We start from the raw sequence: 26,659 nt of genomic DNA, 5'->3' as shown, positions 1-26,659 counted from the left end.
CTCACAGGGCGACAGCACGTACGGCTATAAAATAAGGGCCGCTATGCTTACGTCTATAGCCTGTCAGGAGGGCTGCTATGTCTGCTAACAATGCTGCGTTTAATCTGATCTTCCGCTTCGTTGAGAACTACGTGAGTCCCATCGCTGGACGCGTTTCTGCGCAGCGTCACGTCATGGCAATCAAGGATGGTTTTATTTCCGCCATGCCGTTTATGATTGTCGGATCGTTTTTACTGGTTTTTGTTTACCCGCCGTTCTCGCCAGATACCACTTGGGGATTTGCGCGCGCCTGGCTGGATCTGGCAAAGCAGTATGAAAGTCGTATCCTGACGCCGTTCGATATGACGATGGGCATTATGTCGATTTATATCTGTGCGGCCATTGCCTATAACCTGGGCAAGCACTACGAGAAAAAATTCCAGCTCGATCCTTTTATGGGCGCGATGCTGTCGATCATGGCCTTTCTGCTGGTGGCTTCGCCGAAAACAAACGGCGCGCTGCCGGTAGATAGCCTCGGTGGTACCGGGATTTTCACGGCAATTCTGGTCGCAATTTACTGTGTCGAAGTGATGCGTTTTCTGAAAGCGCATAATATTGGCATTCGTCTGCCGGACGCGGTGCCGCCGATGATCAAAAACTCGTTTGATCTGCTGATCCCAATTCTGGTGGTGGTAGTGACGCTTTACCCGCTGAGCCTGTGGCTCCAGAGCGAGTTTGGTATGCTGATCCCACAGGCGATCATGTCCATCTTTAAACCGCTGGTTTCAGCGGCGGATTCCCTGCCGGCCATTTTGCTGGCGGTATTGATCGGCCACCTGCTGTGGTTTGCGGGTATTCACGGTGCGGCGATTGTCTCCGGGATGCTGCAAATGTTCTGGCTGACTAATCTGGGCATGAACCAGAGTGCGCTGGCGCAAGGTGCTCCGCTGCCGCATATCTTTATGGAAGCGTTCTGGACGTTCTTTATCGTGGTGGGTGGCTCCGGCGCAACCATGGGGCTGGTGATTTGTTATCTGCGTAGCCGCTCTGCCCACTTACGCTCGATTGGTCGCCTCAGTATCGTGCCAAGTATTTTCAACATCAACGAACCGGTGATTTTCGGTACCCCTATCGTGATGAACCCGGTGTTCTTCATTCCTTTCCTGCTGGCTCCGATGGTTAACGCCATTCTCGCCTGGGGCGTGATGAAGATGGATTTAATTGGCCGGGTTATTTCAGTGGTTCCGTGGACAGCACCCGCGCCAATCGGTGCCGCATGGGCGCTGGGCTGGGACTTCCGGGCAGCGATTCTGGTCATTGTGCTGGCAATTGTCTCTGCGATTATTTATTTCCCGTTCTTTAAAGTGTACGAGAAACAACTGCTGGAGCAGGAAGCGCAGGAGGCCGCACGCGTGGAAGGGGAGCAGGTCGCATAACATAAACATCGCCCGGTGGCGTAATACTGGCGGGCGAGTTATTTGGTCAACGTGCAGTCGCCGCACTGCTGAACATCTGGCAGGCGGTAACGCTGACAGCAGGTACGACGTACCAGTAGCCCGTCGCGCGGAACCACGGTACGCCACAGCGGATTATCGTTGCCATCCGCAAGTGCTTTGCTGAAGAAAATATGCTGGCGGAGCGTCTCCGTCAGCGCATCGCCCAGCAGCGGTTTCATCTCACCCAGATACCAGTTAATCAGATAGCCGGTATTACTCCAGATAAGCTTGCCGTTAATTTCCCCCGTCGCTTCCAGGGCGTTGACTACCGGCATTAATGCCTGAGTGACCAGCTTTTCTATACGTCCGACAGGGGAGAGCGCTGAGCTTTGTGGATCTTCAATAACATCAATCCAGAAGCAGGCCGCACGGCCCGTCTCATGAAACTCAACGTGAAAATGTTCAGGTGAAAGGTCAGGCGCGTTTTGTCCACTCAGCAGGGCCAGCATCAGCGGTGGGACCAGTAATCCAAGATACCACTGTGCCCACAGCGAAATCAGCGGTTTGTCTTCACGGGGCAGCAAGGGCTGATTGCGGTAGATATGATCGCCATAGATTGTCAGCAGACGGCTTAACGCTACCGGACGTGCCCAGGTTGCCAGCGTCATCGTATGGACGGGAGGCAACTCATCAAGACGGATAAAATCGAGCATATGCGCCCGGTTTTCCGCGATAGTATTGCGTATGGCTTCCGCCAGCGTCGCGCTTTTTTCTGCAAAAGGGGTCAGCCAGATGACATCTTCAATGATCGGTGCGGAACGATAGGCCATACGCAAAGAAAGATATGAATCTAAATGATAATGATTTCCAATCCTAGCTATAGATAAACCCAATCGCAACTCTTTTTCGCCTCATGAACGAGGTTCAGGCGAAGCGAATTTGGTCGCTGCTGAGAATATTGTTACGTCCCAGATGCTTAGCTTCGTACAGCGCCTTATCGGCATTTTCGAGGGCAACATCGACCGCATCACCTTGCAAATCCGCAATACCAATACTAACGGTGACATTGGTCGCTACGCTCTCGTTAAACATATGCGGTATTTTCAAATCGTAGACCTGCTGGCGAATGCGTTCGGCGGTGTCCGTGGCCTGCGCGGCATCGATATTCGTCACCAGCACCATAAACTCTTCCCCGCCGAAACGGGTGACGATATCACGCGAGCGTACGGCATCGCGGATCGCCGCTGAGACGCGGATAAGTGCCTGGTCACCCATCATATGCCCATAGTGATCGTTGTAGGCTTTAAAATGGTCGATGTCGATCAGCAGCACGTAGTGCTGCCCGGAGTCGAGTGAGAGGAGGGTGTCAAGGCGGTTTTTCAGGCCACGCCGGTTATACAGCCCGGTAAGCGGGTCCAGCATGCTGAGATCGTTCAGCGTCTCCCGCTCTTCCAGCAGTTTATACATCAGGCTTTGCGCAAAGTGATCGTTACGCTTCTGAATAACGTGCTGAATCGCAATCCCCACCATCGGCAGGGCGAAGCAGTACACCATCCGCGGCCACAGTTCGCCATCATTGAGCCACAGGCAGGTTAAAAATATCGGCAGAGAGTGCAGGGTGAAGGCGCTAATGTTATTGGGAAACGAGATGGTGCCAATAAATAGCACACTTAATAAGGCAATAATCAGATAGCTAAAATCTGATGGGGCGATCTGCGCATATTTAATGGCGACGTGCCAGGCCCACAGGCAACCCGATACTATCGAGATAGCATCTATATTTATTTTCTTATGCGGATACAGGAAATGCCATATCAATACCCCTGAACTTACCAGGGTAATAATAACAATCGGCAGCGTCAGCGCGCGAGCATTATAAAGCGGGCTGAGGATGATGAAGATGGTTGAGACTATGTTGAGGAACAAAAAAAGTCGCAGTGAAAGCTGATATTTCTTGTTCTTCAGGGACCGCCATGTGTGTGCTGTCATATCAGTAATTCGTTATTTTACTTGGGGTTAAAAGTTTACATCGCCAAAAGGAAAAATAACGCGCGTGAAAACAGGCGCAAATATCAGGTATTCATGGGTCTCGTTTTTAGGGCGCACAATTTATCACCTTAAGGAATGTCTGTCATTACCGTGAAAGTAAATGTAGTGCTGCTTTTTTAATTAGCGCTGACAAATGAGAAAATATGCCATATGATATTGGTTATCATTATCACTGTGAGAGGCGGAAGCATGTTGCAGCGAGCGCTGGGAAGTGGCTGGGGGGTGTTGATCCCCGGCATCATTATTGCGGGTCTGACGTTTGCCGATCTGTCTATGAGCGCCTGGCGCGGGTTAATTGTGCTGGGGCTGTTGCTGACGTCCGGTATGATCTGGCATAAGCGGTTGCGTCATTTTGTCCTGCTGCCGTCGGGTATCGCGCTGATAGGTGGAATTATGCTGGTGATGATGAATCTGAAGCTTATGAGATAAGAAAAGAAGGGGAAGGTAAGATATCTGGTGCGAGGGGGGGGACTCGAACCCCCACATCCTAAGGACACTAACACCTGAAGCTAGCGCGTCTACCAATTCCGCCACCTTCGCACAGTCATCTTACTTTTCTTGATATCGCCTCGTTGGTGCGAGGGGGGGGACTTGAACCCCCACGTCCGTAAGAACACTAACACCTGAAGCTAGCGCGTCTACCAATTCCGCCACCTTCGCCCAGTGCGAGCAATATCAACGTGGATCATGGTGCGAGGGGGGGGACTTGAACCCCCACGTCCGTAAGGACACTAACACCTGAAGCTAGCGCGTCTACCAATTCCGCCACCTTCGCATACCATCGACACTCAAAAAGTATCGTTACCACGGAGGCGCATTCTAGATGTTTTCAACTTTTCGTCAATAGTTAATTATGACGTATGGGTTGATTGCTGCAAAAATGGCCGTTTACAGACGGCGGCGGAAAGCCGGACAAGCGAAACGCCCTCCGGCGTTAATACCGAATTACTTCTTCGCCTGACGCGTCATGATCGCACGATACACCTTAAAGCGACCCGTCTGCGCGAGCACCTCATGGAAGCCAAAGGTTTCATCCAGCGCCTGCGGATAAGGCAGGAAGGCGTTAGCCACAATCCGCAATTCGCCACCGCTATTCAAATGGCGTACCGCGCCACGAATCAGGGTTTGCGCGGCCTCGAAGCTGGTCTGCATCCCGTCATGGAACGGCGGGTTGGAGATAATCATGTCAAAACGCCCCGTCACTTCGGAGAAGACGTTGCTGGCAAACACCTCGCCTTCCAGCTCGTTGGCGGCAAGCGTTGCGCGGCTGGCTTCCACCGCTGGCGCGCTGACGTCGCAGAGCGTCAGACGCACTTTTGGCGAGTGGCTGGCAAGCACCGTAGCGAGCACGCCTGCGCCACAGCCTACATCCAGCACTTTGCCTTTCGTATGCGGAGTGAGCGTAGAGAGCAGAAGCTGGCTGCCTGTATCCAGCCCATCGCGGCTAAAGACGCCCGGCAGGGTTTTAATGGTCAGGCCGTCAAGGGCGTACTCGTTCCAGAACGCCTGTGCATCAAATGTCGGCTGTTTTTCCAGACGACCGTGATACAGACCGCAGCGGCGCGCGCTGTCGATTTTATTGAGCGGGGCGTAGTCTGCCAGCATCTGCTCGGCGCTACGCACGCCGCTGCGGTTTTCACCGACCACAAAAATATCGGTGCCGACGGGGAGCAGGGAAAGCAGATTCATCAACTGGAACTGCGCTTCCGGTTTGTTCTTCGGCCAGTAATAAATCAGCGTGTCGCACTCGGCGACATCCGCGGCTTCAGCCACCAGGCTGAAACGCACGCGATCGCCCATCTGGCGATCCAGCACCTGCCAGTGGTGATATTGTTGCGTATGGGCGCGGCTGGCCGCCGTTTCCAGGCGAGCGGGCAGGTCATCCTGCAAATCACCGGCAAAAATTATACGGCTCTGTTCGAAATCATCACTGTGGCGCAGCAAGACTTCACTTGCCGGGGTAAAAGCAGACATGAAAGGTTCCTCTATTGTACCTGACGGCGATTATAGAGGTTTGTTGGCGCAGTTTCGACGAATTTGCTATATTTGCGCCCCTGACAGACAGGAGCGTTCCCCTATGACAACCCGACGAGAGTGGCAATTACAGCAACTGGGGATCACCCGGTGGTCGCTACGCCGTCCCGGCGCGCTACAGGGTGAAATCGCCATTACGCTACCGGCGCATGTACGTCTGGTGATGGCCGGCAACGATCTGCCCGCGCTTAATGAGCCTTTAATCCGCGATATTCTGCGGGCCTTAGCCCTTACGCCCGATCAGGTCCTGCAACTGACGCCGGACCGGGTTGCCATGTTGCCTGAAGGTAGCCGCTGTAATAGCTGGCGACTGGGCACCGACGAGCCGGTGTTGCTTGAGGGCGCGCAAATGGCAACGCCGACCTGGGCTGACTTACGTTCTAATCCGGCGGCCCGTGCCGCGTTATGGCAACAAATTTGCACCTATGAACACGATTTCTTTCCTCAACACGACTGATCTCCCCCGCGCCTGGGAAATTGAAAAACGCGCCCATGCTTTTCCGTGGAGCGAAGCCACCTTTGCCAGCAATCAGGGCGAGCGCTACCTTAACTATCAGCTCACCGTTGAGGGAGAAATGGCGGCGTTTGCCATCACTCATATGGTGCTGGATGAAGCCACGCTGTTCAATATTGCCGTCGACCCCGCGTTTCAACGCCGGGGTTTTGGCCGCGAACTGCTGGAACACTTGATCGATGAGCTGGAAAAACGCGGCGTCGTCACATTATGGCTGGAGGTGCGGGCCTCTAACGCCGCCGCCATCGCGCTGTACGAACATTTAGGCTTTAACGAGGCGACGATCCGCCGCAACTATTACCCCACCGCCGACGGGCGGGAAGACGCAATAATAATGGCGCTGCCAATAAGCATGTAACAGAAGGTGAAATGATGAAGTGGGACTGGATATTTTTTGACGCGGACGAAACGCTGTTTACCTTTGATTCGTTCGGCGGCTTACAGCGGATGTTTCTCGACTACAGCGTGACCTTCACCGCAGACGATTTTCAGGACTACCAGGCCGTCAATAAACCGCTATGGGTGGATTATCAGAACGGAGCCATCACTTCACTACAGTTACAGCATCAGCGTTTTCAGGGCTGGTCTGACCGTCTTAGCGTCCCGCCGGGCGATCTCAACGCCGCTTTTCTGAACGCGATGGCGGAAATCTGCGCGCCGCTGCCGGGCGCGGTATCACTGCTTGATGCGCTGCGTGGTAAAGCGAAGCTCGGGATTATTACCAATGGCTTCACCGCGCTACAGCAAATTCGTCTTGAACGCACCGGTCTGCGCGATTATTTTGATTTGTTGATCGTCTCTGAAGAAGTGGGCGTTGCCAAGCCCGATGCGCGCATCTTTGATTACGCGCTGGCGCAGGCGGGCAACCCGGATCGTTCGCGGGTATTGATGGTGGGCGATACCGCCGAGTCGGATATTCGCGGCGGTATCAACGCCGGGTTATCGACCCGCTGGCTGAACGCGCACGGTCACGTCCTGCCATCGGACCTTCAGCCGACCTGGACCGTCACCTCATTACGCGAACTGGAGCAGCTCCTGTGTAAACATTGATTGTCTGACCGATGCTCTTGAGTACAATAGCCGCAATTTTCGTATTTTACGCTGCGTGGCCTGCTGCCGCGCACTTACACAGAAGATGTTAACTATGACGTTGTCTCCTTATTTGCAAGAGGTGGCGAAGCGCCGTACTTTTGCCATTATCTCTCACCCGGATGCCGGTAAAACGACCATCACTGAAAAAGTGTTGCTGTTCGGACAGGCGATCCAGACCGCCGGTACAGTGAAAGGCCGCGGCTCCAGCCAGCATGCTAAATCCGACTGGATGGAAATGGAAAAGCAGCGTGGGATCTCGATCACCACCTCGGTGATGCAGTTTCCGTATCACGACAGCCTCGTCAACCTGCTGGACACCCCGGGGCACGAAGACTTCTCGGAAGATACCTACCGCACGCTGACGGCGGTGGACTGCTGCCTGATGGTCATTGATGCTGCAAAAGGGGTAGAAGACCGGACCCGTAAGCTGATGGAAGTTACCCGTCTGCGCGATACGCCGATCCTCACCTTTATGAACAAGCTTGACCGCGACATCCGCGATCCGATGGAACTGCTGGATGAAGTCGAGAACGAACTGAAAATCGGCTGCGCGCCGATCACCTGGCCTATCGGCTGCGGCAAACTGTTCAAAGGCGTTTACCACCTTTATAAAGACGAAACTTATCTTTACCAGACCGGTAAAGGTCATACCATCCAGGAAGTCCGTATTGTTAAAGGGCTGAATAACCCGGATCTGGACGCGGCGGTCGGTGACGATCTGGCGCAGCAGCTGCGTGATGAGCTGGAGCTGGTTCAGGGTGCGTCGAACGAGTTCGATCAGGATCTCTTCCTGGCGGGCGAAATTACGCCAGTCTTCTTCGGTACCGCGCTGGGTAACTTTGGCGTCGATCATATGCTGGATGGTCTGGTGGAATGGGCTCCTGCGCCGATGCCGCGTAAAACCGACACCCGTGAAGTGACGGCGGCGGAAGAGAAGTTCACCGGCTTCGTCTTTAAGATCCAGGCCAACATGGACCCGAAACACCGTGACCGCGTGGCCTTTATGCGCGTGGTTTCCGGCCAGTATGAAAAGGGCATGAAGCTGCGTCAGGTTCGTATTGGTAAAGACGTGGTGATCTCCGATGCGTTGACCTTTATGGCTGGCGACCGCTCACACGTTGAAGAGGCGTATCCAGGCGATATCATCGGCCTGCATAACCACGGTACCATTCAGATCGGCGACACCTTTACCCAGGGCGAGATGATGAAGTTCACCGGTATCCCGAACTTCGCGCCGGAACTATTCCGCCGCATTCGCCTGAAAGATCCGCTGAAGCAGAAACAGTTGCTGAAAGGGCTGGTGCAGCTCTCGGAAGAGGGCGCGGTGCAGGTATTCCGCCCGATCGCCAACAACGATCTGATTGTTGGCGCAGTCGGTGTTCTCCAGTTTGACGTGGTGGTGGCCCGTCTTAAAAGCGAATACAACGTAGAGGCGATCTACGAATCGGTTAACGTGGCGACCGCCCGTTGGGTGGAAAGCACTGACGTGAAGAAGTTTGAAGAGTTTAAACGTAAGAACGAACTTCACCTCGCACTCGACGGTGGCGATAATCTGACGTATATCGCGCCGACGATGGTCAACCTGAACATCACCCAGGAGCGTTATCCTGACGTGCAGTTCCGTAAAACGCGCGAGCACTAATCGCTATGCCTTGCCGGGCGCTGCAGCCGCCGCGCCCGTTACTTTCCCTGCCTTATTAATCCCTTGCGGAAATATCTTAATTCAACGCTTTTTCGCTTCGAATGGTCTTTTTTTAGTCATCTGCGCAAGCGGAATTATCATTGTGATCTATATTTAACAAAGTGATGACAAGTCGACTGGCTGAATGCTCTGTTCAATGCGTGAATAGCAGGTTTATGAGCCAGTTAATTTGTTAATCACAATATTAATAACTGAAGCACGGCGGTCACTACCCACTTCTTACCATTAAGCTTCGCTTATGTTGAGAACGCACACTGACTGCTATTAGGTGAGTTTTCACCGCTACAGCAAAGCGGCGTTGTGGTCGCAAACGTTCAGATAATGGACAAACCTACAGGATGAGTTCGATGACTATGAAAAGACTGAAGATTTCTAAATCTCTGCTGGCTGTGATGTTAGGTACTGCGCTGGTGAGCGGCTCTGCCCTGGCGGAAAGCTCTACTGCGGATAAAGCGAAAGCAACCTCTGACAGCGCAGGGCAAAAAATCGATAGCTCTATGAATAAAGTCGGCAATTTCATGGACGACAGCGCGATTACAGCTAAAGTTAAAGCGGCGCTGGTTGATCACGAAACGATTAAGAGCACCGATATCTCCGTGAAAACTGAGAAAAAGGTGGTTACGTTGAGCGGCTTTGTTGAGAGTCAGGCACAGGCTGAAGAAGCTGTGAAAGTGACGAAACAAGTTGAAGGTGTCTCATCTGTCAGCGACAAACTTCACGTGCGTGACAGCAAGTCACAGGGCGTGAAAGGCTACGCAGGCGATACGGCTACAACCAGCGAAATCAAAGCCAAACTGCTGGCCGATGATATTGTCCCGGCACGTAAAGTGAAAGTGGAAACCACTGACGGCGTTGTTCAGCTCTCCGGGACCGTAGATTCCCAGGCGCAGATCGATCGCGCTGAAAGCGTCGCCAAAGCGGTTGACGGTGTGAAAAGCGTTAAGAATGACCTTAAAGCGAAGTAAATCGCAGAATACGATCCCCGGATTTGAATCCGGGGGCGTGTAAACTAAAAGTAAACGACAATGCAGTGAGCAGCCTGAGCGCTCATGTTTAGCGGTCGACAATGACTATGGTAAAGGAGAAACGTATGTTTCGTTGGGGCATTATATTTCTGGTTATCGCGTTAATTGCCGCCGCTCTGGGTTTTGGTGGACTGGCAGGTACGGCAGCGGGCGCAGCAAAAATCGTCTTTATCGTCGGTATTATTCTGTTCCTCGTCAGCCTGTTTATGGGCCGTCGACGTCCATAGCGACGAATTAGATGTGGTAAAAATGTAAAAGCCAGTCTCCGGACTGGCTTTTGCAGTTTCAGCGCCGGGTAAATTGCGCTACCTTAGTCGTATAACTAAGAAGAATGAAAACAGGAAAGCAGGGTGGGACAACGAATTCCCGTGACGCTCGGCAATATAGCGCCGTTATCGGTTGAACCCTTCCGTCCTGAAAAGTTGGCGCTGGTGTGTGAAGGGGGAGGCCAAAGGGGTATTTTTACTGCCGGGGTTCTGGACGAATTCATGCGCGCGCAATTCAACCCGTTCGATCTCTTTCTCGGCACCTCTGCCGGGGCGCAAAATCTCTCCGCTTATCTGTGTAACCAGCCCGGCTATGCGCGTAAAGTTATCATGCGTTACACCACCACCCGCGATTTCTTCAATCCGTTGCGCTTCGTGCGCGGCGGCAATCTTATCGATCTTGACTGGCTGGTGGATGCCACCGCCAGCAAAATGCCGCTGGCGATGGGCTACGCGGCAGACCAGTTCGAACGGGGCAAGGCGTTCTATATGTGCGCCTGTCGTCAGGATGACTACACGCCGGGCTATTTTGCCCCAGACGAAAAAAACTGGCTGGATCTGATCCGCGCCTCCAGTGCCATTCCGGGCTTTTACCGCAGCGGCGTTTTGCTGGATGGCATCAACTACCTGGACGGCGGCGTCAGCGATGCGATCCCGGTGCAGGAGGCCGCCAGACGCGGGGCGACAACCATCGTGGTGATCCGTACCGTGCCGTCGCAAATGTACTATACGCCGCAGTGGTTCAAACGGATGGAGCGCTGGCTGGGCGAAAGTAGCCTGCAACCGCTGGTGAACGTTGTACAGCATCATGAAACCAGCTATCACGCGATCCAGCAGTTTATTGAACAGCCGCCGGACGACCTGCGGATCTTCGAAATCTATCCGCCGAAAGCGCTGAACAGTATGGCGCTGGGCAGCGGCTTACCCGCGCTGCGCGAAGATTATAAAACCGGACGGCTGTGCGGACGCTATTTCCTCGCGACCGTCGGTAAACTGCTGGCGGAAAGCCCGCCGCTGCTGCGCCACGCGCCGCGCATCCAGGTTCCTGCGACAGTGGTGGTGCCGCCTGCGCCTGTCGCCAACGATACGCTTCATACGCCTCTCGTCGATGCGCCGCAGGCTAACGATGCCAGCTTTAATCATGAGGATCTGGCGTGACGGCGCGCTTTATTGACACTCATTGCCATTTCGACTTTCCGCCTTTTACCGGCGATGAACGCGCCAGTTTGCAGAAGGCGGCGCAGGCCGGAGTAGAAAAAATCATCCTCCCTGCCATTGAAGCCAATGATTTTGAACGCGTGACGGCGCTGGCGGAGCAGTACGACGCCCTCTATATGGCGCTGGGTCTGCATCCCATCGTTATTGAGCGGCATACCGACGCGTGCCTCGGACGGCTGGAAGATCATCTTGCCGCGCCAGCGGACAAGCTGGTCGCGATCGGCGAGATCGGCCTCGATCTCTATCGGGAGGATCCGCAGTTCGAACGTCAGGAAACGCTACTGGACGCGCAGCTTGCGCTGGCGAAGCGCTACGATTTGCCGGTGATCCTGCATTCCCGGCGGACTCACGACAAGCTGGCAATGCACCTTAAACGTCACGATCTGTCGCGTACCGGGGTGGTGCATGGTTTTGCCGGGAGTCTGGTACAGGCTGAACGCTTTATTCAGTTAGGCTACAAAATCGGCGTTGGTGGTACGATTACCTATCCTCGCGCCAGTAAAACCCGCAACGTGATGGCGCAATTACCGCTGGAGGCGCTGCTGCTGGAAACCGACGCGCCGGATATGCCGCTAAACGGTTTTCAGGGCCAGCCGAATCGGCCTGAGCAGGTGGCGCGGGTGTTTGCGACATTATGCGAGCTGCGGGCGGAGCCTGCGGAAGTGATTGCCGAGACGATATGGCAGAATACGGTGGCGTTGTTTAAATTTGCCGGATAGTAAACAAACCGTACCGTTGGCTTTTTGCCGGATGGCGACGCTGGCGCGTCTTATCCGGCCTACAAATCAATGACGTTATATGCAGAATTGTAGGCCGGATAAGGCGAAGCCGCCATCCGGCAACCTGTCTGCGGTGCTGCAAAATTACAAATACAGTGCCGGAAAAATCAGCTTCTCTACGCCCCGCGCCCTTAATGCTTTCGCAAGCTGGTTCACATCCTCCGGCGTCGCGCCCGGCCATGTTCTTGCTTCACCGTATACCCCGTGAGCATGAAAGGCATTGAGACGCACCGGAACATCGCCCAGTTGGGATATAAACGCCGCCAGCGGTTCAATATGCTCCAGGTAATCCACCTGACCCGGAATAACCAGCAGCCGTAGCTCGGCCAGCTTTCCGCGATCCGCCAGCAGCAGGATACTGCGTTTAATTTGTTTATTGTCCCTTCCGGTAAGCACAAGGTGGCATTCGCTACTCCAGGCTTTCAGGTCGATCATCGCGCCATCGCACACTGGCAGCAGTTTCTGCCAGCCAGTTTCACTAAGCAACCCGTTACTGTCTACCAGGCAGGTTAACTGCCGTAACTGCGGGTCGGCTTTGATCGCACTGAACAGCGCCAGCAAAAAGGGTAATTGTGTTGTCGCCTCGCCGCCGCTGACGGTAATGCCCTCAATAAAAAACCGCGCTTTGTGCAGATGCGCGAGCACCTCCTCCACGCTCATGGTTTGCGCCATCGGCGTCGCCTGCTGAGGGCACATTTTCAGACAGGAATCGCACTGCTGACAAATGTCCGCCTGCCATATCACTTTCCCTGCGTGAAGACTTAATGCCTGATGCGGACACTGCGGCACACATTCTCCACAATAGTTACAACATCCTATCGTCCACGGATTATGACAGCTCTTACAGCGCAGATTGCAGCCCTGTAAAAACAGGGCCAGGCGACTGCCCGGCCCGTCTACGCAGGAGAAGGGGATAAGCTTACTGACCGAAGCGCATCTGCTGTTCATGGCTTATTACGCGAGGTTGACGTTCCATAATGCGCGTGTTGCGCGCCGCCTCTTCGCCCAGCCAGGTGGTATTCAGGCGCGAGCCTTCAGCGCGGTACTTCTCCAGATCGGACAAACGCACCATATAGCCGGTCACGCGGACCAGATCGTTGCCGCACACGTTGGCGGTGAACTCCCGCATTCCCGCCCTGAATGCGCCGAGGCACAGCTGGACCAGCGCCTGCGGGTTGTTCTTGATGGTTTCGTCCAGGGTCAGAATATCGCTGATACCCGCCTGATAATGGGCGTGATGCGGGGCGACGGTTTGCAGATGGGTAATCGGATCCGGCTCGTCGCCGTAGGGCAGACGCGCGCCCGGCGTGGTGCCGGAATCTGAACTGATGCCGGATTGAGCGTGCAGCATGGCACGGTTTTTCCAGCCGTATTTTACCGGTGTATTTTCTACAAATTCAGCAAGCTGTGCGCTAATGCGGTAGCCCAGTTGATTGGCCTCATCGTCCTTACCGTAACGCGCAGCCACGCCCGCTTTTTCACACAGAATATTGACGGCCTCCGCCAGCGCATACATGCCGAACATGGGAACAAACCGCTGTGGATCGATTAACCCTTCCTTCACCAGGAAGCTGTTATCAAAGAAATGTGACTGCTGATAGAGAAATTCACATCGCGCATCGATAATCGCCAGTTGCTGTTCACAGTAGTGGGGAAGGAGACGCGAAAAGAAGTCCTCTGCCGACTGGCTGCGCTCTGCGACGGCTTTCAGGTTCATCCTGACCAGCGTACTACCGCCCCCGGCTAATGGCAGTGAGTTGTAACAGCTCACCACGCCATAGTGGCCTTTTGTGAAAATTTTATCATTCACCGGCCCGTTAGCGATATGCGGCTTGCTGCATTCACAGATATTTTCCGCAACGCGTAATAGTAAATCGTCCGGAGTAATCTCAGGATCGTAAATAAACGTCAGATTAGGGGAAACCTGTTTCAGCTCCGCATCAGCGCGCAGGATGGCGCGGGTGACAGGGGTATCCGCCGGGCCGATATTGGCGTGCATAAACGCATCGGGCAGCGTCCTGTCGAGATAGCGCCAGAAACGTTTAATTCGAATATCGACCTCTTCTTGTGTTAGGATTCTAACATATGGTTGCAGCAATGTATCAAGCTGACCCAGATAGACTGGCATTGAGGTCACGGAAGGGACGTGATGATACAGAATGGTCAACAATGAAAGCGCGTCATCAAGATCCTGCGCGCCTTCAAGTTCCAGCCACGCTGAGCCGTGTTCAAGAAACCTGGCGTAATCCGGCAGAACATAACGTGGCTTGAACGGCGCATGGCCTTCAAACATATCGCAAATCACGCCGTCATCCAGCGCCGCCTGCGCTTCAGCCGTCAGCGCCGGGGAAGGCAGGGCATTTTCCGCTTCCAGCGCGAGAAAATGGCGCTTTTGTTCAGGGCTGAGCGTTGGACTGGTCACAATCTGTTGGCAACGTTGTTGCAGCGTGTTTTCGCATGAAGTGGGCATCGTCGCGTCCTTAGTATGCCGTAATGATGCTCTATTCTAAGAAAAGGGAGAGAAGGCGCTTTTGATCCTGATGCCTTCATCTCCAGAAACATGAGGGTGGTAAGTGATATAGATCTCATTACAGCAATGCAAATTTGTACGAAGTTTTCATTAACTGTGATGTATGTCGATATGTAATCGCGAGTGGATGTTAGAATACTAACAGACTCGCAAGGTGAAATTTTATACGGCGATGCCGTTGGAGAATCAAATGAGCGATTTAAAAGCAAGCAGCCTGCGTGCACTGAAACTGATGGACCTGACCACGCTGAACGACGACGACACCAATGAAAAAGTGATCGCGCTGTGTCATCAGGCGAAAACCCCGGTGGGTAATACCGCCGCCGTTTGTATTTATCCGCGTTTTATCCCCATTGCGCGTAAAACGTTGAAAGAGCAGGGGACACCGGATATCCGTATTGCGACCGTCACCAACTTCCCGCACGGCAACGATGATATCGATATCGCGCTGGCCGAAACCCGCGCTGCGATTGCTTACGGCGCTGATGAAGTTGACGTGGTGTTCCCGTACCGCGCGCTGATCGCCGGTAACGAACAGGTTGGTTTTGATCTGGTGAAAGCCTGTAAAGACGCCTGCGCAGCGGCTAATGTGCTGCTGAAAGTGATCATCGAAACCGGTGAACTGAAAGAAGAAGCGCTCATTCGTAAAGCGTCGGAAATCGCCATTAAAGCGGGCGCGGATTTCATCAAAACCTCGACCGGTAAAGTGCCGGTGAATGCGACGCCGGAAAGCGCGCGCATCATGCTGGAAGCGATCCGCGATATGAACGTGGCAAAAACCGTAGGTTTCAAACCGGCGGGCGGCGTGCGTAGCGCGGAAGATGCGCAGCAATTCCTGGCGATTGCGGACGAACTGTTCGGAGCTGACTGGGCGGACTCCCGCCACTACCGCTTTGGCGCATCCAGCCTGCTGGCCAGTCTGCTGAAAGCGCTGGGTCACGGCGACGGTAAGAGCGCCAGCAGCTATTAATCGTTGTCGGCCGGGTAAGCGTAGCGCCACCCGGCAAGTGGGTTTGATGCCGGATGGTGGCTGCGCCTTATTCGGCCTGGCGCTATCCTTCCACTCTTTTCCTCTGGAGGTCCCTTGTTTCTCGCACAAGAAATTATTCGTAAAAAACGTGATGGTCACGCGCTAAGCGACGAAGAAATTCGTTTTTTCATCAACGGCATCCGTGATAACACCGTCTCCGAGGGACAGATTGCTGCCCTGGCGATGACCATTTTCTTCCACGATATGACGATGCCTGAGCGCGTTTCGTTAACTATGGCGATGCGAGATTCAGGAACCGTACTGGACTGGAAGAGCCTGAATCTGAATGGCCCGATTGTCGATAAACACTCTACCGGCGGCGTGGGCGATGTTACCTCGCTGATGCTTGGCCCGATGGTCGCGGCATGCGGTGGTTACATTCCGATGATCTCCGGACGCGGCCTCGGTCATACTGGCGGCACGCTCGACAAGCTGGAAGCGATCCCCGGTTTCGATATCTTCCCGGACGACAACCGTTTTCGCGAGATTATTAAAGACGTTGGTGTGGCGATTATCGGGCAGACCAGTTCGCTCGCACCGGCGGATAAACGTTTTTATGCTACCCGCGATATTACTGCGACGGTGGATTCCATCCCGCTGATCACCGGTTCTATCCTCGCTAAAAAGCTGGCGGAAGGGCTGGATGCGCTGGTGATGGATGTCAAAGTGGGCAGCGGTGCGTTTATGCCGACTTACGAACTTTCCGCCGCGCTGGCCGAGGCGATTGTCGGCGTGGCGAACGGCGCAGGCGTGCGTACTACCGCTCTGCTAACCGATATGAATCAGGTGCTGGCCTCCAGCGCGGGTAACGCGGTGGAAGTGCGTGAAGCCGTCCAGTTCCTGACCGGTGAATACCGTAACCCGCGTCTGTTTGACGTCACGATGGCGCTGTGCGTTGAGATGCTGATCTCCGGTCAGCTTGCCAAAGATGATGCCGATGCGCGGGCGAAATTGCAGGCGGTGCTGGATAACGGTAAAGCGGCGGAAATCTTCGGTCGTATGGTGGCGGCGCAGAAAGGCCCGAATGACTTCGTGGAGAACTATGCGAAATATCTGCCGATGGCGATGCTCAGCAAAGCCGTTTACGCCGATACCGAGGGGTTCGTCAGCGCGATGGATACCCGTGCGCTGGGGATGGCGGTAGTGTCTATGGGCGGCGGGCGTCGTCAGGCATCCGATACCATTGATTACAGCGTCGGCTTTACCGAGATGGCGCGTCTGGGCGACAGCGTTGACGGACAGCGTCCGCTGGCGGTGATCCATGCTAAAGACGAAGCCAGCTGGCAGGAGGCGGCGAAAGCCGTCAAAGCGGCTATTGTTCTTGACGATAAGGCACCGGAAACCACGCCAACGGTCTATCGTCGCATCACTGCATAGCGTACATCATTCGCGTTGTGGCGGTGCCGGTCCCGCTCATCTTCCCAAAACGCGAATGATTTAGGGTATACTGATCTGATCGCTTTTTTATGAGCACTACGTACGGAGAAACTATGAAACGTGCATTTATTATGGTGCTGGACTCTTTCGGCATCGGCGCTACCGAAGATGCGAAAAACTTTGGTGACACAGGCTCTGATACGCTGGGTCATATCGCAGAAGCCTGCGCCAAAGGCGAGGCTGACCATGGCCGTAAAGGCCCGTTAAACCTGCCTAACCTGACCCGTCTGGGGCTGGCGAAAGCTCACGAAGGTTCGACCGGTAAAATTGCTGCTGGTCTTGATGGCAACGCTGAAGTCATCGGCGCTTATGCCTGGGCGCATGAACTTTCCTCCGGTAAAGATACCCCGTCCGGTCACTGGGAAATCGCTGGCGTACCGGTGCTGTTTGACTGGGGCTACTTTAGCGACCACGACAACAGTTTCCCGCAGGAACTGCTTGATAAGCTGGTGGAACGCGCCAACCTGCCAGGCTACCTCGGCAACTGCCACTCTTCCGGTACGGTGATCCTGGACCAGCTGGGTGAAGAGCATATGAAAACCGGCAAGCCGATTTTCTATACCTCCGCCGACTCCGTATTCCAGATCGCCTGTCACGAAGAGACCTTTGGCCTCGATAAACTTTACGAGTTATGCGAAATCGCCCGTGAAGAGCTGACCGAAGGCGGTTACAACATTGGCCGCGTTATCGCCCGTCCGTTTGTCGGTGATAAAACCGGTAACTTCCAGCGTACCGGCAACCGTCACGATCTGGCCGTTGAACCGCCTGCACCGACTGTGCTGCAAAAACTGGTCGATGAGAAAAACGGCCAGGTGGTTTCTGTTGGTAAGATTGCGGATATCTACGCCAACTGCGGCATCACTAAAAAAGTGAAAGCGACCGGTCTGGACGCGCTGTTCGATGCCACCATTAAAGAGATGAAAGAAGCGGGTGATGAGACCATTGTGTTCACTAACTTCGTCGACTTCGACTCTTCGTGGGGCCACCGTCGTGATATCGCCGGTTATGCCGCCGGTCTGGAGTTGTTCGACCGCCGTCTGCCGGAGCTGTTGGAACTGGTGGGAGAGGACGACATTCTGATCCTGACCGCTGACCACGGCTGTGACCCGAGCTGGACCGGGACCGATCACACCCGTGAACACATTCCGGTGTTGATCTACGGCCCGAAAGTGAAAGCGGGGTCGCTGGGTCACCGTGAAACCTTCGCGGATATTGGTCAGACCGTGGCGAGCTATTTCGGTACGTCGCCAATGGAATACGGCAAAAACATGCTGTGATGGCATTGCCCGGTGGCGCTTTGCTTACCGGGCCTGCGGTTTTATCGACTTGTAGGCCGGGTAAGGCGAAGCCACCACCCGGCACTATTACGCTGAACAAATACATAATGAATAAGGACCTGAAAATGGCTACTCCCCACATTAATGCAGAAATGGGTGATTTCGCTGACGTCGTTTTGATGCCGGGCGACCCGCTGCGCGCTAAACACATTGCTGAAACCTTCCTCGAAGACGTGCGTGAAGTGAACAACGTCCGCGGCATGCTGGGTTTCACCGGTACTTATAAGGGCCGTAAAATCTCCGTGATGGGTCACGGTATGGGGATCCCGTCCTGCTCCATCTACACCAAAGAGCTGATCACCGATTTCGGCGTGAAGAAAATCATCCGCGTAGGCTCCTGCGGCGCGGTGCGTGCCGACGTGAAATTGCGTGATGTCGTGATTGGTATGGGTGCCTGCACCGACTCCAAAGTGAATCGTCTGCGTTTTAAAGATCATGACTTCGCCGCCATTGCCGACTTTGGCATGGTGCGTGACGCGGTAGAGGCGGCGAAAGCGCTGGGCGTGGAAGCGCGTGTCGGTAATATCTTCTCCGCCGATCTGTTTTACACGCCGGACCCGTCTATGTTCGACGTGATGGAAAAATACGGCATTCTGGGCGTGGAAATGGAAGCGGCGGGCATCTATGGCGTAGCGGCTGAGTTCGGTGCGAAAGCACTGACCATCTGCACCGTGTCTGACCATATCCGTACCCACGAACAGACGACGGCGGCTGAACGTCAGACCACCTTCAACGATATGATCAAAATCGCGCTGGAATCTGTGCTGCTGGGCGATAAAGCGTAAGTTTTTTTAGCCCGGTGGCACAGTGCTAAACTGGGCCTGCAAAACTGCGCAAAATCTGCACGCCGGATAAGGCATTAGCCGCCATCCGGCTTATTTTTCCCCGAAGTATCTATTCACCAATTTTAATTTTTTAAAAATTTACCTTTATTTTTCAGTGGGATGGCGTTTAAAATCTATCCAGGAATCTATTCATTCGGTACGGCCATGCATCCAGGATGGGTATACAAGCAACGCCTCCGGACATTCATAAATTTCTGCCATTCTACTTTTCATATGTGCACTTATTTGTTCTTTTTCGATACGTTTAAGCGCGTCTGGAGTGATGTTTAACATTTTCGCTGCATCAGTACGTGATACATTTTTATAGATGCGTACTGCGGCAAGCCAGGAAACTTTTTGACTAACCATGGTTAACGCAATCGCTTGTTCTTGTTTTAGCAGATCAATCACCTTGCTTTACCTTACCGCTCCGGCCACCCACGCCGAGACCTCACGCAGCTCTTTTTCCTGCTCCGGGAAATCAACCAGCAGCGCTTCGCACTCCTGCTGTAGCATATCCGCCCGGTACAGGCAGCCCTGCAAACGGCCCGCCAGCGCCTCCAGCGGCGCGGGATTCAGGCTGTCGGTAAAGACCTGCGTACGAGTAATATGGCCTTTTTCAACGTCGAAATGCAGTTCCACGCCACCCCAGGTGAAGCGTTCATCCAGCAAATGACTAAAGGCAGGGGCCTGGCCGAAGTTCCACTCCCAGCTGCTCTGGCGGGCAAAGGTCTCGGCAAAATTTGGCAGATCCGGCATTTTCTCCGGGGAGATAATCTCGGCCTTCACGCGCTCGCCATAGTAGCTGAAAAAGGCCTCAGTGACCGCCTCGCAGACCTGCTGATGGGTAATGCCCGGTAGCAGCTCTATCAGATTCGCGACCCGGCCACGAACCGAGGTAATGCCTTTAGCTGCCAGTTTCTTTTTATCCGGATTCAGATAATTAGCCAGACGGCTGAGATCGGCATTGAGCAGCAGCGTACCGTGATGGAAACCGCGATCTTTGGTTTCGCGATAGGCTGAGCCGGAGACTTTTCGATCGCCTTCAGCTGTTTTCACCACCAGATCGTTACGCCCGGACGCCTCCGCCGTAACGCCCAGCGCGTTTAATGCATTGAGCACAATAGCGGTGGAGACCGTTTTATCGTACTCCGGCTTCCCGGCCATAAAGGTGAAACAGGTATTGCCAAGATCGTGAAATACCGCGCCACCACCGCTACTGCGCCGTGCCAGCCGGACATTATCTTCCTCCATCCGGCGAGTGTTACACTCTTTCCACGGATTTTGCGCGCGCCCGATGACTACCGTGTCGGCATTGCGCCACAAAAACAGCACCCGCTGCGTAGCGGGCATCTGGCGGAAAATAGATTCCTCAACGGCCAGGTTAAACCACGGATCGTACGAGTCGGAAAGAAGCAGGCGTAATGTCGGCATCAAACTATCCTTTTCATCATCGCTTTGCGGCAAATGAGCGCCATATTGCGGAAAATTGTCTTTTCTATATTGCCAGAAGCGCTATTGTCGGGGTAGCCTCATGCGTCGTTTTACCCTGGATAGACAGGAGTTGTAATGCCCAACATTACCTGGTGCGATCTGCCCGATGATGTGTCTTTATGGCCTGGTTTACCGCTCTCATTGAGTGGTGATGAGGTGATGCCGCTGGATTATCACGCAGGCCGTAGCGGCTGGCTGCTGTATGGTCGTAGCCTTGATAAACAACGCTTAACCCAGTATCAGCGTAAGCTGGGTGCAGCCATGGTGATCGTCACCGCGTGGTGCGTGGAAGATTATCAGGTCATCCGCCTGGCCGGATCGCTGACTGCGCGTGCGACGCGTCTGGCGCACGACGCGGGGCTGGACGTGGCACCGCTGGGTAAAATTCCGCATCTGCGTACGCCGGGCTTGCTGGTGATGGATATGGATTCCACTGCCATCCAGATTGAGTGCATTGACGAAATTGCCAAACTGGCCGGCACCGGTGAAATGGTGGCGGAAGTGACCGAGCGCGCGATGCGTGGCGAGCTGGACTTCACTGCCAGCCTGCGCAGCCGCGTGGCAACGCTGAAGGGCGCGGATGCCAATATCCTGCACCAGGTGCGCGACGGATTGCCGTTGATGCCGGGCTTAACCCAGCTGGTACTCAAACTGGAGTCGCTGGGCTGGAAAGTGGCCATCGCCTCCGGCGGCTTCACCTTCTTTGCTGAATATCTGCGTGACAAACTGCGACTGTCGGCGGTGGTTGCCAACGAGCTGGAAATGAGGGACGGCAAGTTCACAGGGCATGTGATCGGCGATATTGTCGATGCGCAATATAAAGCCATGACGCTGGTGCGTCTGGCCGAAGAGTACGGCATTCCCCATGAACAAACTGTGGCGATCGGCGATGGTGCAAACGACCTGCCGATGATTAAAACCGCCGGACTGGGCATTGCCTATCATGCGAAACCGAAAGTGAATGAAAAGACGGAAGTGACTATCCGTCATGCTGACCTGATGGGCGTGTTCTGCATCCTGTCCGGCAGTCTGAACCAGAAATAACTGAAATGCCGGAGCAGGCGACCCGCCGGCAATGGTATGAAAAAACGAGGTAACACGTGGCGAAAGCTCCAAAACGCGCATTTGTCTGTAATGAATGTGGTGCGGATTATCCGCGCTGGCAGGGACAGTGCAGCGCCTGTCATGCCTGGAACACCATCACCGAGGTGCGCGTCGCGGCATCGCCAACCGTGGCGCGTAATGAAAAACTGAGCGGCTATGCCGGCAGCGCGGGCGTATCGAAAGTGCAAAAGCTTTCCGATATCAGCCTGGAAGCACTGCCACGCTTCTCCACCGGCTTTAAAGAATTCGACCGCGTCCTGGGCGGCGGCGTCGTACCGGGTAGTGCGATCCTGATCGGCGGTAATCCCGGCGCGGGTAAATCCACGCTGCTGCTGCAAACCTTGTGCCGACTGGCGGAAGGAATGAAAACGCTGTACGTCACCGGGGAAGAATCTCTTCAGCAGGTTGCCATGCGCGCGCACCGGCTGGGGCTGCCGACAGCCAACCTGAATATGCTCTCGGAAACCAGCATTGAGCAGATCTGCATGATTGCTGATGAAGAGCAGCCGAAGCTGATGGTCATCGACTCTATTCAGGTGATGCATATGGCGGATATTCAGTCGTCGCCGGGAAGCGTGGCGCAGGTCCGCGAGACCGCCGCGTATTTAACACGCTTTGCCAAAACGCGCGGCGTGGCGATTGTGATGGTCGGCCACGTCACCAAAGACGGGTCGCTTGCCGGGCCGAAGGTGCTGGAGCACTGTATCGACTGCTCGGTGCTGCTGGACGGCGACGCAGATTCCCGTTTCCGTACCCTGCGCAGCCATAAAAACCGCTTTGGCGCGGTAAATGAACTTGGCGTTTTTGCCATGACTGAACAGGGGTTGCGCGAAGTCAGTAACCCGTCCGCCATCTTCCTCAGCCGTGGCGATGAAGTCACTTCCGGCAGTTCGGTGATGGTTGTCTGGGAAGGCACGCGTCCGCTGCTGGTAGAAATTCAGGCGCTGGTCGATCACTCGATGATGGCGAATCCGCGTCGGGTGGCGGTAGGGCTGGAGCAAAACCGTCTGGCGATCCTGCTGGCGGTACTGCATCGTCACGGCGGGCTACAGATGTCCGATCAGGATGTGTTCGTCAACGTGGTTGGCGGCGTGAAGGTCACAGAAACCAGTGCGGATCTGGCCTTGCTGCTGGCGATGGTCTCCAGCCTGCGCGATCGACCATTGCCGCACGATTTGGTGGTGTTTGGCGAAGTTGGGCTGGCGGGCGAAATCCGCCCGGTGCCAAGTGGTCAGGAGCGCATCTCAGAAGCGGCAAAACATGGCTTCAAACGCGCCATCGTCCCGGCGGCCAACGTACCCAAAAAACCGCCTGAAGGGATGCAAGTTTTTGGTGTTAAAAAACTTTCTGACGCCCTCAGCGTATTTGACGACTTATAATAAAAGACTCGCCGTCTTTCCGGCGGTCGTCTCGTAGCCTGATGCGCGCAGCGCTATCAGGCCGCGGGCGAGGAAGCCGGATGGTATGACCCCAACTTAGCAGGAGGCTCTTGTGTCATTTGATTACCTGAAAACCGCGATAAAGCAAAAAGGCTGCACCCTTCAGCAGGTGGCGGACGCCAGCGGTATGACTAAAGGTTATCTAAGCCAGCTTCTCAATGCCAAGATCAAAAGCCCCAGCGCGCAGAAACTGGAAGCACTGCATCGCTTCCTTGGGCTGGAGTTCCCGCGTAAACAAAAGAGCGTCGGCGTGGTGTTCGGCAAATTCTATCCGCTGCATACCGGGCATATTTATCTGATCCAGCGCGCCTGTAGTCAGGTCGATGAACTGCATATCATCATGGGCTACGATGAGACGCGCGACCGCCAGTTGTTTGAGGCCAGCGCGATGTCGCAGCAGCCGACAGTGTCAGACCGCCTGCGCTGGCTGCTTCAGACCTTCAAATACCAGAAAAATATTCGCATCCATGCGTTCAATGAAGAGGGCATGGAACCTTACCCGCACGGCTGGGACGTCTGGAGCCGGGGTATCAGCGCGTTTATGGAAGAGAAGGGTATCCAGCCTAACTGGATCTACACCTCCGAAGAGGCCGACGCGGCGCAGTACCCGCAGCATCTCGGCACCGAGGCGGTACTCATCGATCCGAAACGTACCTTTATGAATATCAGCGGCGGGCAAATTCGCGCTAACCCCTTCCGCTACTGGGAGTATATTCCGACAGAAGTGAAGCCATTCTTCGTGCGTACCATCGCGGTGCTGGGCGGGGAATCCAGCGGTAAATCCACGCTGGTCAACAAGCTGGCAAATATCTTCAATACCACCAGCGCCTGGGAATATGGACGCGACTACGTTTTTTCTCACCTTGGCGGTGACGAAATGGCGCTCCAGTATTCCGACTACGATAAAATCGCGCTGGGCCAGGCGCAGTATATTGATTTCGCTGTGAAATATGCCAATAAAGTCGCGTTTGTTGATACCGATTTTGTAACCACTCAGGCCTTCTGCAAAAAATATGAAGGGCGTGAGCATCCGTTCGTTCAGGCGCTGATCGATGAGTATCGCTTTGACCTGGTGATCCTGCTGGAAAACAATACGCCGTGGGTGGCCGACGGTCTGCGCAGTCTGGGCAGCTCGGTGGATCGTAAAGAGTTTCAGCGGTTACTGGTTGCCATGCTGGAAGCCAATAATATCGACTTCGTTCATGTCGAGGAGTCAGATTACGACTCGCGCTTTCTGCGTTGCGTTGAGCTGGTGAAAGAGTTGATGGGCGAGCAGGGATAGAGAATATGTGCCGGGTGGCGGCTTCGCCTTACCCGGCCTACAAAAACTACATAATATCAGCGTGTTGCATGTATTTACCGTAGGCCCGGTAAGCGCAGCGCCACCGGGCATCAGGTGGCACGGCGCTGACCGTGACGTTGTGGAATGCCGGGTGGCGGCTTCGCCTTACCCGGCCTACAAAAACTACGTAATATCAGCGTGTTGCATGCATTAACCGTAGGCCCGGTAAGCGCAGCGCCTCCGGGCATGTACAGATTACTTGGCGATACGCTTGTACTTAATCCGCTTCGGCTCCAGCGCGTCCGCGCCCAGCGTGCGTTTCTTGTACTCTTCGTATTCAGTAAAGTTACCTTCGAAGAACTCGACTTTGCCTTCATCCTGATAGTCCAGAATGTGGGTGGCGATACGGTCAAGGAACCAGCGGTCGTGCGAGATCACCATCGCGCAGCCCGGGAACTCCAGCAGGGCGTTTTCCAGCGCGCGCAGGGTTTCGATATCCAGGTCGTTGGTTGGTTCATCGAGCAGCAGCATGTTGCCGCCAACCTGTAGCAGCTTCGCCAGGTGCAGACGACCGCGCTCACCGCCGGACAGCTCGCCCACGCGTTTACCCTGATCGACACCTTTGAAGTTGAAGCGGCCCACGTAGGCGCGGCTTGGCATTTCGGTGTTGCCGATTTTCATGATATCCAGCCCGCCGGAAACTTCTTCCCATACGGTTTTGCTGTTATCCATCGCGTCGCGGAACTGATCCACGGAGGCCAGCTTCACCGTTTCACCCAGGGTGATCGTCCCGCTGTCAGGCTGTTCCTGACCGGACATCATGCGGAACAGGGTGGATTTACCCGCGCCGTTCGGACCGATGATGCCGACAATCGCGCCTTTCGGGACCGAGAAGCTCAGATCGTCGATCAGCACACGATCGCCGTAAGATTTACGCAGGTTACTGACTTCAACGACTTTATCGCCCAGACGCGGTCCAGGTGGGATAAACAGTTCGTTGGTCTCGTTACGTTTCTGGTATTCGGTGCTGTTGAGTTCTTCAAAGCGTGCCAGACGGGCCTTGCCTTTCGACTGACGGCCTTTCGCGCCCTGACGGACCCACTCCAGCTCTTTCTCAATGGATTTACGGCGCGCCGCTTCCTGAGAGGCTTCCTGCGCCAGACGCTGATCTTTCTGCTCCAGCCAGGAGGAGTAGTTGCCTTCCCACGGAATACCTTCACCGCGGTCAAGCTCCAGGATCCAACCGGCAACGTTATCGAGGAAGTAACGGTCGTGGGTGATCGCCACCACGGTACCTTCGAAGTCGTGCAGGAAGCGTTCCAGCCAGGCGACGGATTCGGCATCCAGGTGGTTGGTCGGTTCGTCGAGCAGCAGCATGTCTGGTTTTTCCAGCAGCAGACGGCACAGCGCGACGCGGCGGCGTTCGCCCCCGGAAAGCTTCTCAACTTTCGCATCCCAGTCCGGCAGACGCAGGGCGTCGGCGGCGCGTTCCAGCTGTACGTTCAGGTTGTGACCGTCATGCGCCTGAATGATCTCTTCAAATTTACCCTGTTGCGCAGCCAGCTTATCAAAGTCCGCATCCGGCTCGGCGTACTTCGCGTACACTTCATCCAGACCTTTGAGCGCGTTAACGACTTCAGCTACCGCTTCTTCAACGGATTCACGAACGGTATGTTCCGGGTTCAGCTTCGGCTCCTGCGGCAGGTAGCCAATCTTGAGACCCGGCTGTGGGCGAGCTTCCCCTTCAATATCGGTATCAATACCGGCCATGATGCGCAGCAGGGTAGATTTACCGGCACCGTTCAGGCCCAGTACACCGATTTTTGCGCCAGGGAAGAAGCTCAGGGAGATGTTTTTCAAAATATGACGTTTCGGCGGAACCACTTTGCCGACACGATGCATGGTATAAACGAATTGAGCCACGTTGGACTTCGCCTCTTTTATGGTAATGAGTTCAAAGGCGAAGTGTAGCCGTTTTCCTGACTGAATCCCAGCGGACCTGGCTGGTGCGCTAAAGTAAAAAAATGTCCGGAACGTGGCGGAATGTGCAATGTCTGATTAGCATAAACAGTTTACGCGGCACGATGC

At 54.7% G+C, this 26,659-nt stretch carries 25 protein-coding genes and 3 tRNA genes; 17 read left to right on the top strand and 11 right to left on the bottom strand.

Translation table 11 applies throughout. The features are described from left to right. The first annotated feature begins 77 nt into the window (after positions 1-77). The gene (locus INT84_RS18170) at positions 78-1,415 is read left to right on the top strand and encodes a PTS sugar transporter subunit IIC (RefSeq protein ID WP_176918606.1); all 1,338 of its coding nucleotides are present in this window, start codon (positions 78-80) and stop codon (positions 1,413-1,415) included. Between the two features lie 38 nt (positions 1,416-1,453). On the opposite strand, the gene fhuF is transcribed toward INT84_RS18170, so the two are convergent. Further along, complete coding sequence (fhuF, locus tag INT84_RS18165) at positions 1,454-2,245, bottom strand: siderophore-iron reductase FhuF (protein WP_194207918.1); 792 nt, start codon at positions 2,243-2,245, stop codon at positions 1,454-1,456. A 94-nt stretch (positions 2,246-2,339) separates the two neighbouring features. After that, positions 2,340-3,404 carry a GGDEF domain-containing protein gene (locus tag INT84_RS18160; RefSeq protein WP_194207917.1) on the bottom strand — a complete coding sequence of 355 codons (1,065 nt, stop codon included), beginning with the start codon at positions 3,402-3,404 and terminating at the stop codon, positions 2,340-2,342. Between the two features lie 210 nt (positions 3,405-3,614). On the opposite strand from INT84_RS18160, the gene INT84_RS18155 reads away from it, so the two are divergent. Then, on the top strand, positions 3,615-3,893 hold the full coding sequence (locus INT84_RS18155; protein WP_194207916.1) for a DUF1435 domain-containing protein: 279 nt from the start codon (positions 3,615-3,617) through the stop codon (positions 3,891-3,893). A gap of 25 nt (positions 3,894-3,918) precedes the next feature. Here the strand turns inward: INT84_RS18155 and INT84_RS18150 are convergent. From INT84_RS18150 to rsmC, 4 genes are all read right to left on the bottom strand, one after another. After that, positions 3,919-4,004 (bottom strand) — tRNA-Leu (locus INT84_RS18150). Between the two features lie 33 nt (positions 4,005-4,037). Then, positions 4,038-4,124: transfer RNA gene (locus INT84_RS18145), tRNA-Leu, on the bottom strand. Between the two features lie 28 nt (positions 4,125-4,152). Then, positions 4,153-4,239: transfer RNA gene (locus tag INT84_RS18140), tRNA-Leu, on the bottom strand. A gap of 170 nt (positions 4,240-4,409) precedes the next feature. Continuing rightward, positions 4,410-5,438 (bottom strand): 16S rRNA (guanine(1207)-N(2))-methyltransferase RsmC, encoded by a 1,029-nt coding sequence (gene rsmC, locus INT84_RS18135; RefSeq protein ID WP_194207915.1) that lies wholly within the window; start codon positions 5,436-5,438, stop codon positions 4,410-4,412. 103 nt (positions 5,439-5,541) lie between these two features. Here rsmC and INT84_RS18130 point away from each other — a divergent pair, with 103 nt between their 5' ends. The 8 genes from INT84_RS18130 (at position 5,542) to INT84_RS18095 (ending at position 12,034) form a co-directional block, all read left to right on the top strand. Beyond that, entirely contained in the window at positions 5,542-5,955 is a 414-nt protein-coding gene (locus tag INT84_RS18130) for a DNA polymerase III subunit psi (RefSeq protein WP_176920251.1), read from the top strand. Then, a complete protein-coding gene (rimI, locus tag INT84_RS18125) occupies positions 5,924-6,370 on the top strand; it encodes a ribosomal protein S18-alanine N-acetyltransferase (RefSeq protein WP_194207914.1) in 447 nt (148 codons plus the stop codon). The genes INT84_RS18130 and rimI overlap by 32 nt, the downstream gene beginning before the upstream one ends. Positions 6,371-6,384: 14 nt before the next feature. Further along, positions 6,385-7,062, top strand: a complete 678-nt coding sequence (gene yjjG, locus INT84_RS18120; RefSeq protein WP_194208085.1) for a pyrimidine 5'-nucleotidase — start codon at positions 6,385-6,387, stop codon at positions 7,060-7,062. A 94-nt stretch (positions 7,063-7,156) separates the two neighbouring features. Further along, on the top strand, positions 7,157-8,746 hold the full coding sequence (gene prfC, locus INT84_RS18115) for a peptide chain release factor 3 (protein WP_176920253.1): 1,590 nt from the start codon (positions 7,157-7,159) through the stop codon (positions 8,744-8,746). Between the two features lie 407 nt (positions 8,747-9,153). Further along, entirely contained in the window at positions 9,154-9,771 is a 618-nt protein-coding gene (gene osmY, locus INT84_RS18110) for a molecular chaperone OsmY (RefSeq protein ID WP_176920254.1), read from the top strand. Between the two features lie 125 nt (positions 9,772-9,896). Then, positions 9,897-10,058: a DUF1328 domain-containing protein gene (locus INT84_RS18105; RefSeq protein ID WP_007373037.1), complete on the top strand. Its 162-nt coding sequence runs from the start codon at positions 9,897-9,899 to the stop codon at positions 10,056-10,058. A 123-nt stretch (positions 10,059-10,181) separates the two neighbouring features. Beyond that, the gene (locus INT84_RS18100; RefSeq protein WP_194207913.1) at positions 10,182-11,255 is read left to right on the top strand and encodes a patatin family protein; all 1,074 of its coding nucleotides are present in this window, start codon (positions 10,182-10,184) and stop codon (positions 11,253-11,255) included. Further along, positions 11,252-12,034 carry a metal-dependent hydrolase gene (locus INT84_RS18095; RefSeq protein ID WP_194207912.1) on the top strand — a complete coding sequence of 261 codons (783 nt, stop codon included), beginning with the start codon at positions 11,252-11,254 and terminating at the stop codon, positions 12,032-12,034. The genes INT84_RS18100 and INT84_RS18095 overlap by 4 nt, the downstream gene beginning before the upstream one ends. Before the next feature lie 144 nt (positions 12,035-12,178). On the opposite strand, the gene INT84_RS18090 is transcribed toward INT84_RS18095, so the two are convergent. Together INT84_RS18090 and INT84_RS18085 are read right to left on the bottom strand one after the other, a co-directional pair. Next, positions 12,179-13,042: a YjjW family glycine radical enzyme activase gene (locus tag INT84_RS18090; protein WP_194207911.1), complete on the bottom strand. Its 864-nt coding sequence runs from the start codon at positions 13,040-13,042 to the stop codon at positions 12,179-12,181. Further along, positions 13,014-14,564 carry a YjjI family glycine radical enzyme gene (locus tag INT84_RS18085; protein WP_194207910.1) on the bottom strand — a complete coding sequence of 517 codons (1,551 nt, stop codon included), beginning with the start codon at positions 14,562-14,564 and terminating at the stop codon, positions 13,014-13,016. Before INT84_RS18085 ends, INT84_RS18090 begins: the two co-directional genes overlap by 29 nt. A gap of 250 nt (positions 14,565-14,814) precedes the next feature. On the opposite strand from INT84_RS18085, the gene deoC reads away from it, so the two are divergent. From deoC to deoD, 4 genes are all read left to right on the top strand, one after another. Then, entirely contained in the window at positions 14,815-15,594 is a 780-nt protein-coding gene (gene deoC / locus INT84_RS18080; protein WP_228066336.1) for a deoxyribose-phosphate aldolase, read from the top strand. Between the two features lie 114 nt (positions 15,595-15,708). Further along, positions 15,709-17,031 carry a thymidine phosphorylase gene (deoA, locus tag INT84_RS18075; protein ID WP_194207909.1) on the top strand — a complete coding sequence of 441 codons (1,323 nt, stop codon included), beginning with the start codon at positions 15,709-15,711 and terminating at the stop codon, positions 17,029-17,031. A 113-nt stretch (positions 17,032-17,144) separates the two neighbouring features. Continuing rightward, the gene (deoB, locus tag INT84_RS18070; RefSeq protein ID WP_194207908.1) at positions 17,145-18,368 is read left to right on the top strand and encodes a phosphopentomutase; all 1,224 of its coding nucleotides are present in this window, start codon (positions 17,145-17,147) and stop codon (positions 18,366-18,368) included. Between the two features lie 125 nt (positions 18,369-18,493). Continuing rightward, positions 18,494-19,213 carry a purine-nucleoside phosphorylase gene (deoD, locus tag INT84_RS18065; protein WP_176918415.1) on the top strand — a complete coding sequence of 240 codons (720 nt, stop codon included), beginning with the start codon at positions 18,494-18,496 and terminating at the stop codon, positions 19,211-19,213. A 189-nt stretch (positions 19,214-19,402) separates the two neighbouring features. Here the strand turns inward: deoD and INT84_RS18060 are convergent, their stop codons facing one another. Both INT84_RS18060 and lplA read right to left on the bottom strand, forming a co-directional pair. Further along, positions 19,403-19,663, bottom strand: coding sequence for a helix-turn-helix transcriptional regulator (locus INT84_RS18060; RefSeq protein ID WP_194207907.1), 261 nt, complete (start codon positions 19,661-19,663; stop codon positions 19,403-19,405). 6 nt (positions 19,664-19,669) lie between these two features. Then, entirely contained in the window at positions 19,670-20,686 is a 1,017-nt protein-coding gene (lplA, locus tag INT84_RS18055; RefSeq protein WP_194207906.1) for a lipoate--protein ligase LplA, read from the bottom strand. Between the two features lie 135 nt (positions 20,687-20,821). Here lplA and serB point away from each other — a divergent pair, with 135 nt between their 5' ends. From serB to nadR, 3 genes are all read left to right on the top strand, one after another. After that, positions 20,822-21,790, top strand: coding sequence for a phosphoserine phosphatase (serB, locus tag INT84_RS18050; protein ID WP_176918412.1), 969 nt, complete (start codon positions 20,822-20,824; stop codon positions 21,788-21,790). A gap of 56 nt (positions 21,791-21,846) precedes the next feature. Then, entirely contained in the window at positions 21,847-23,229 is a 1,383-nt protein-coding gene (gene radA, locus INT84_RS18045; protein WP_194207905.1) for a DNA repair protein RadA, read from the top strand. 112 nt (positions 23,230-23,341) lie between these two features. After that, positions 23,342-24,571, top strand: coding sequence for a multifunctional transcriptional regulator/nicotinamide-nucleotide adenylyltransferase/ribosylnicotinamide kinase NadR (gene nadR, locus INT84_RS18040; RefSeq protein WP_194207904.1), 1,230 nt, complete (start codon positions 23,342-23,344; stop codon positions 24,569-24,571). 255 nt (positions 24,572-24,826) lie between these two features. Here the strand turns inward: nadR and ettA are convergent, their stop codons facing one another. Then, positions 24,827-26,494: an energy-dependent translational throttle protein EttA gene (ettA, locus tag INT84_RS18035; RefSeq protein WP_194207903.1), complete on the bottom strand. Its 1,668-nt coding sequence runs from the start codon at positions 26,492-26,494 to the stop codon at positions 24,827-24,829. Positions 26,495-26,659 lie beyond the last annotated feature (165 nt).

This window comes from Superficieibacter sp. 1612_C1 (assembly GCF_015234305.1).
Lineage (GTDB): Bacteria > Pseudomonadota > Gammaproteobacteria > Enterobacterales > Enterobacteriaceae > Superficieibacter.
This window is presented reverse-complemented; position numbering and strand designations above follow the sequence as displayed.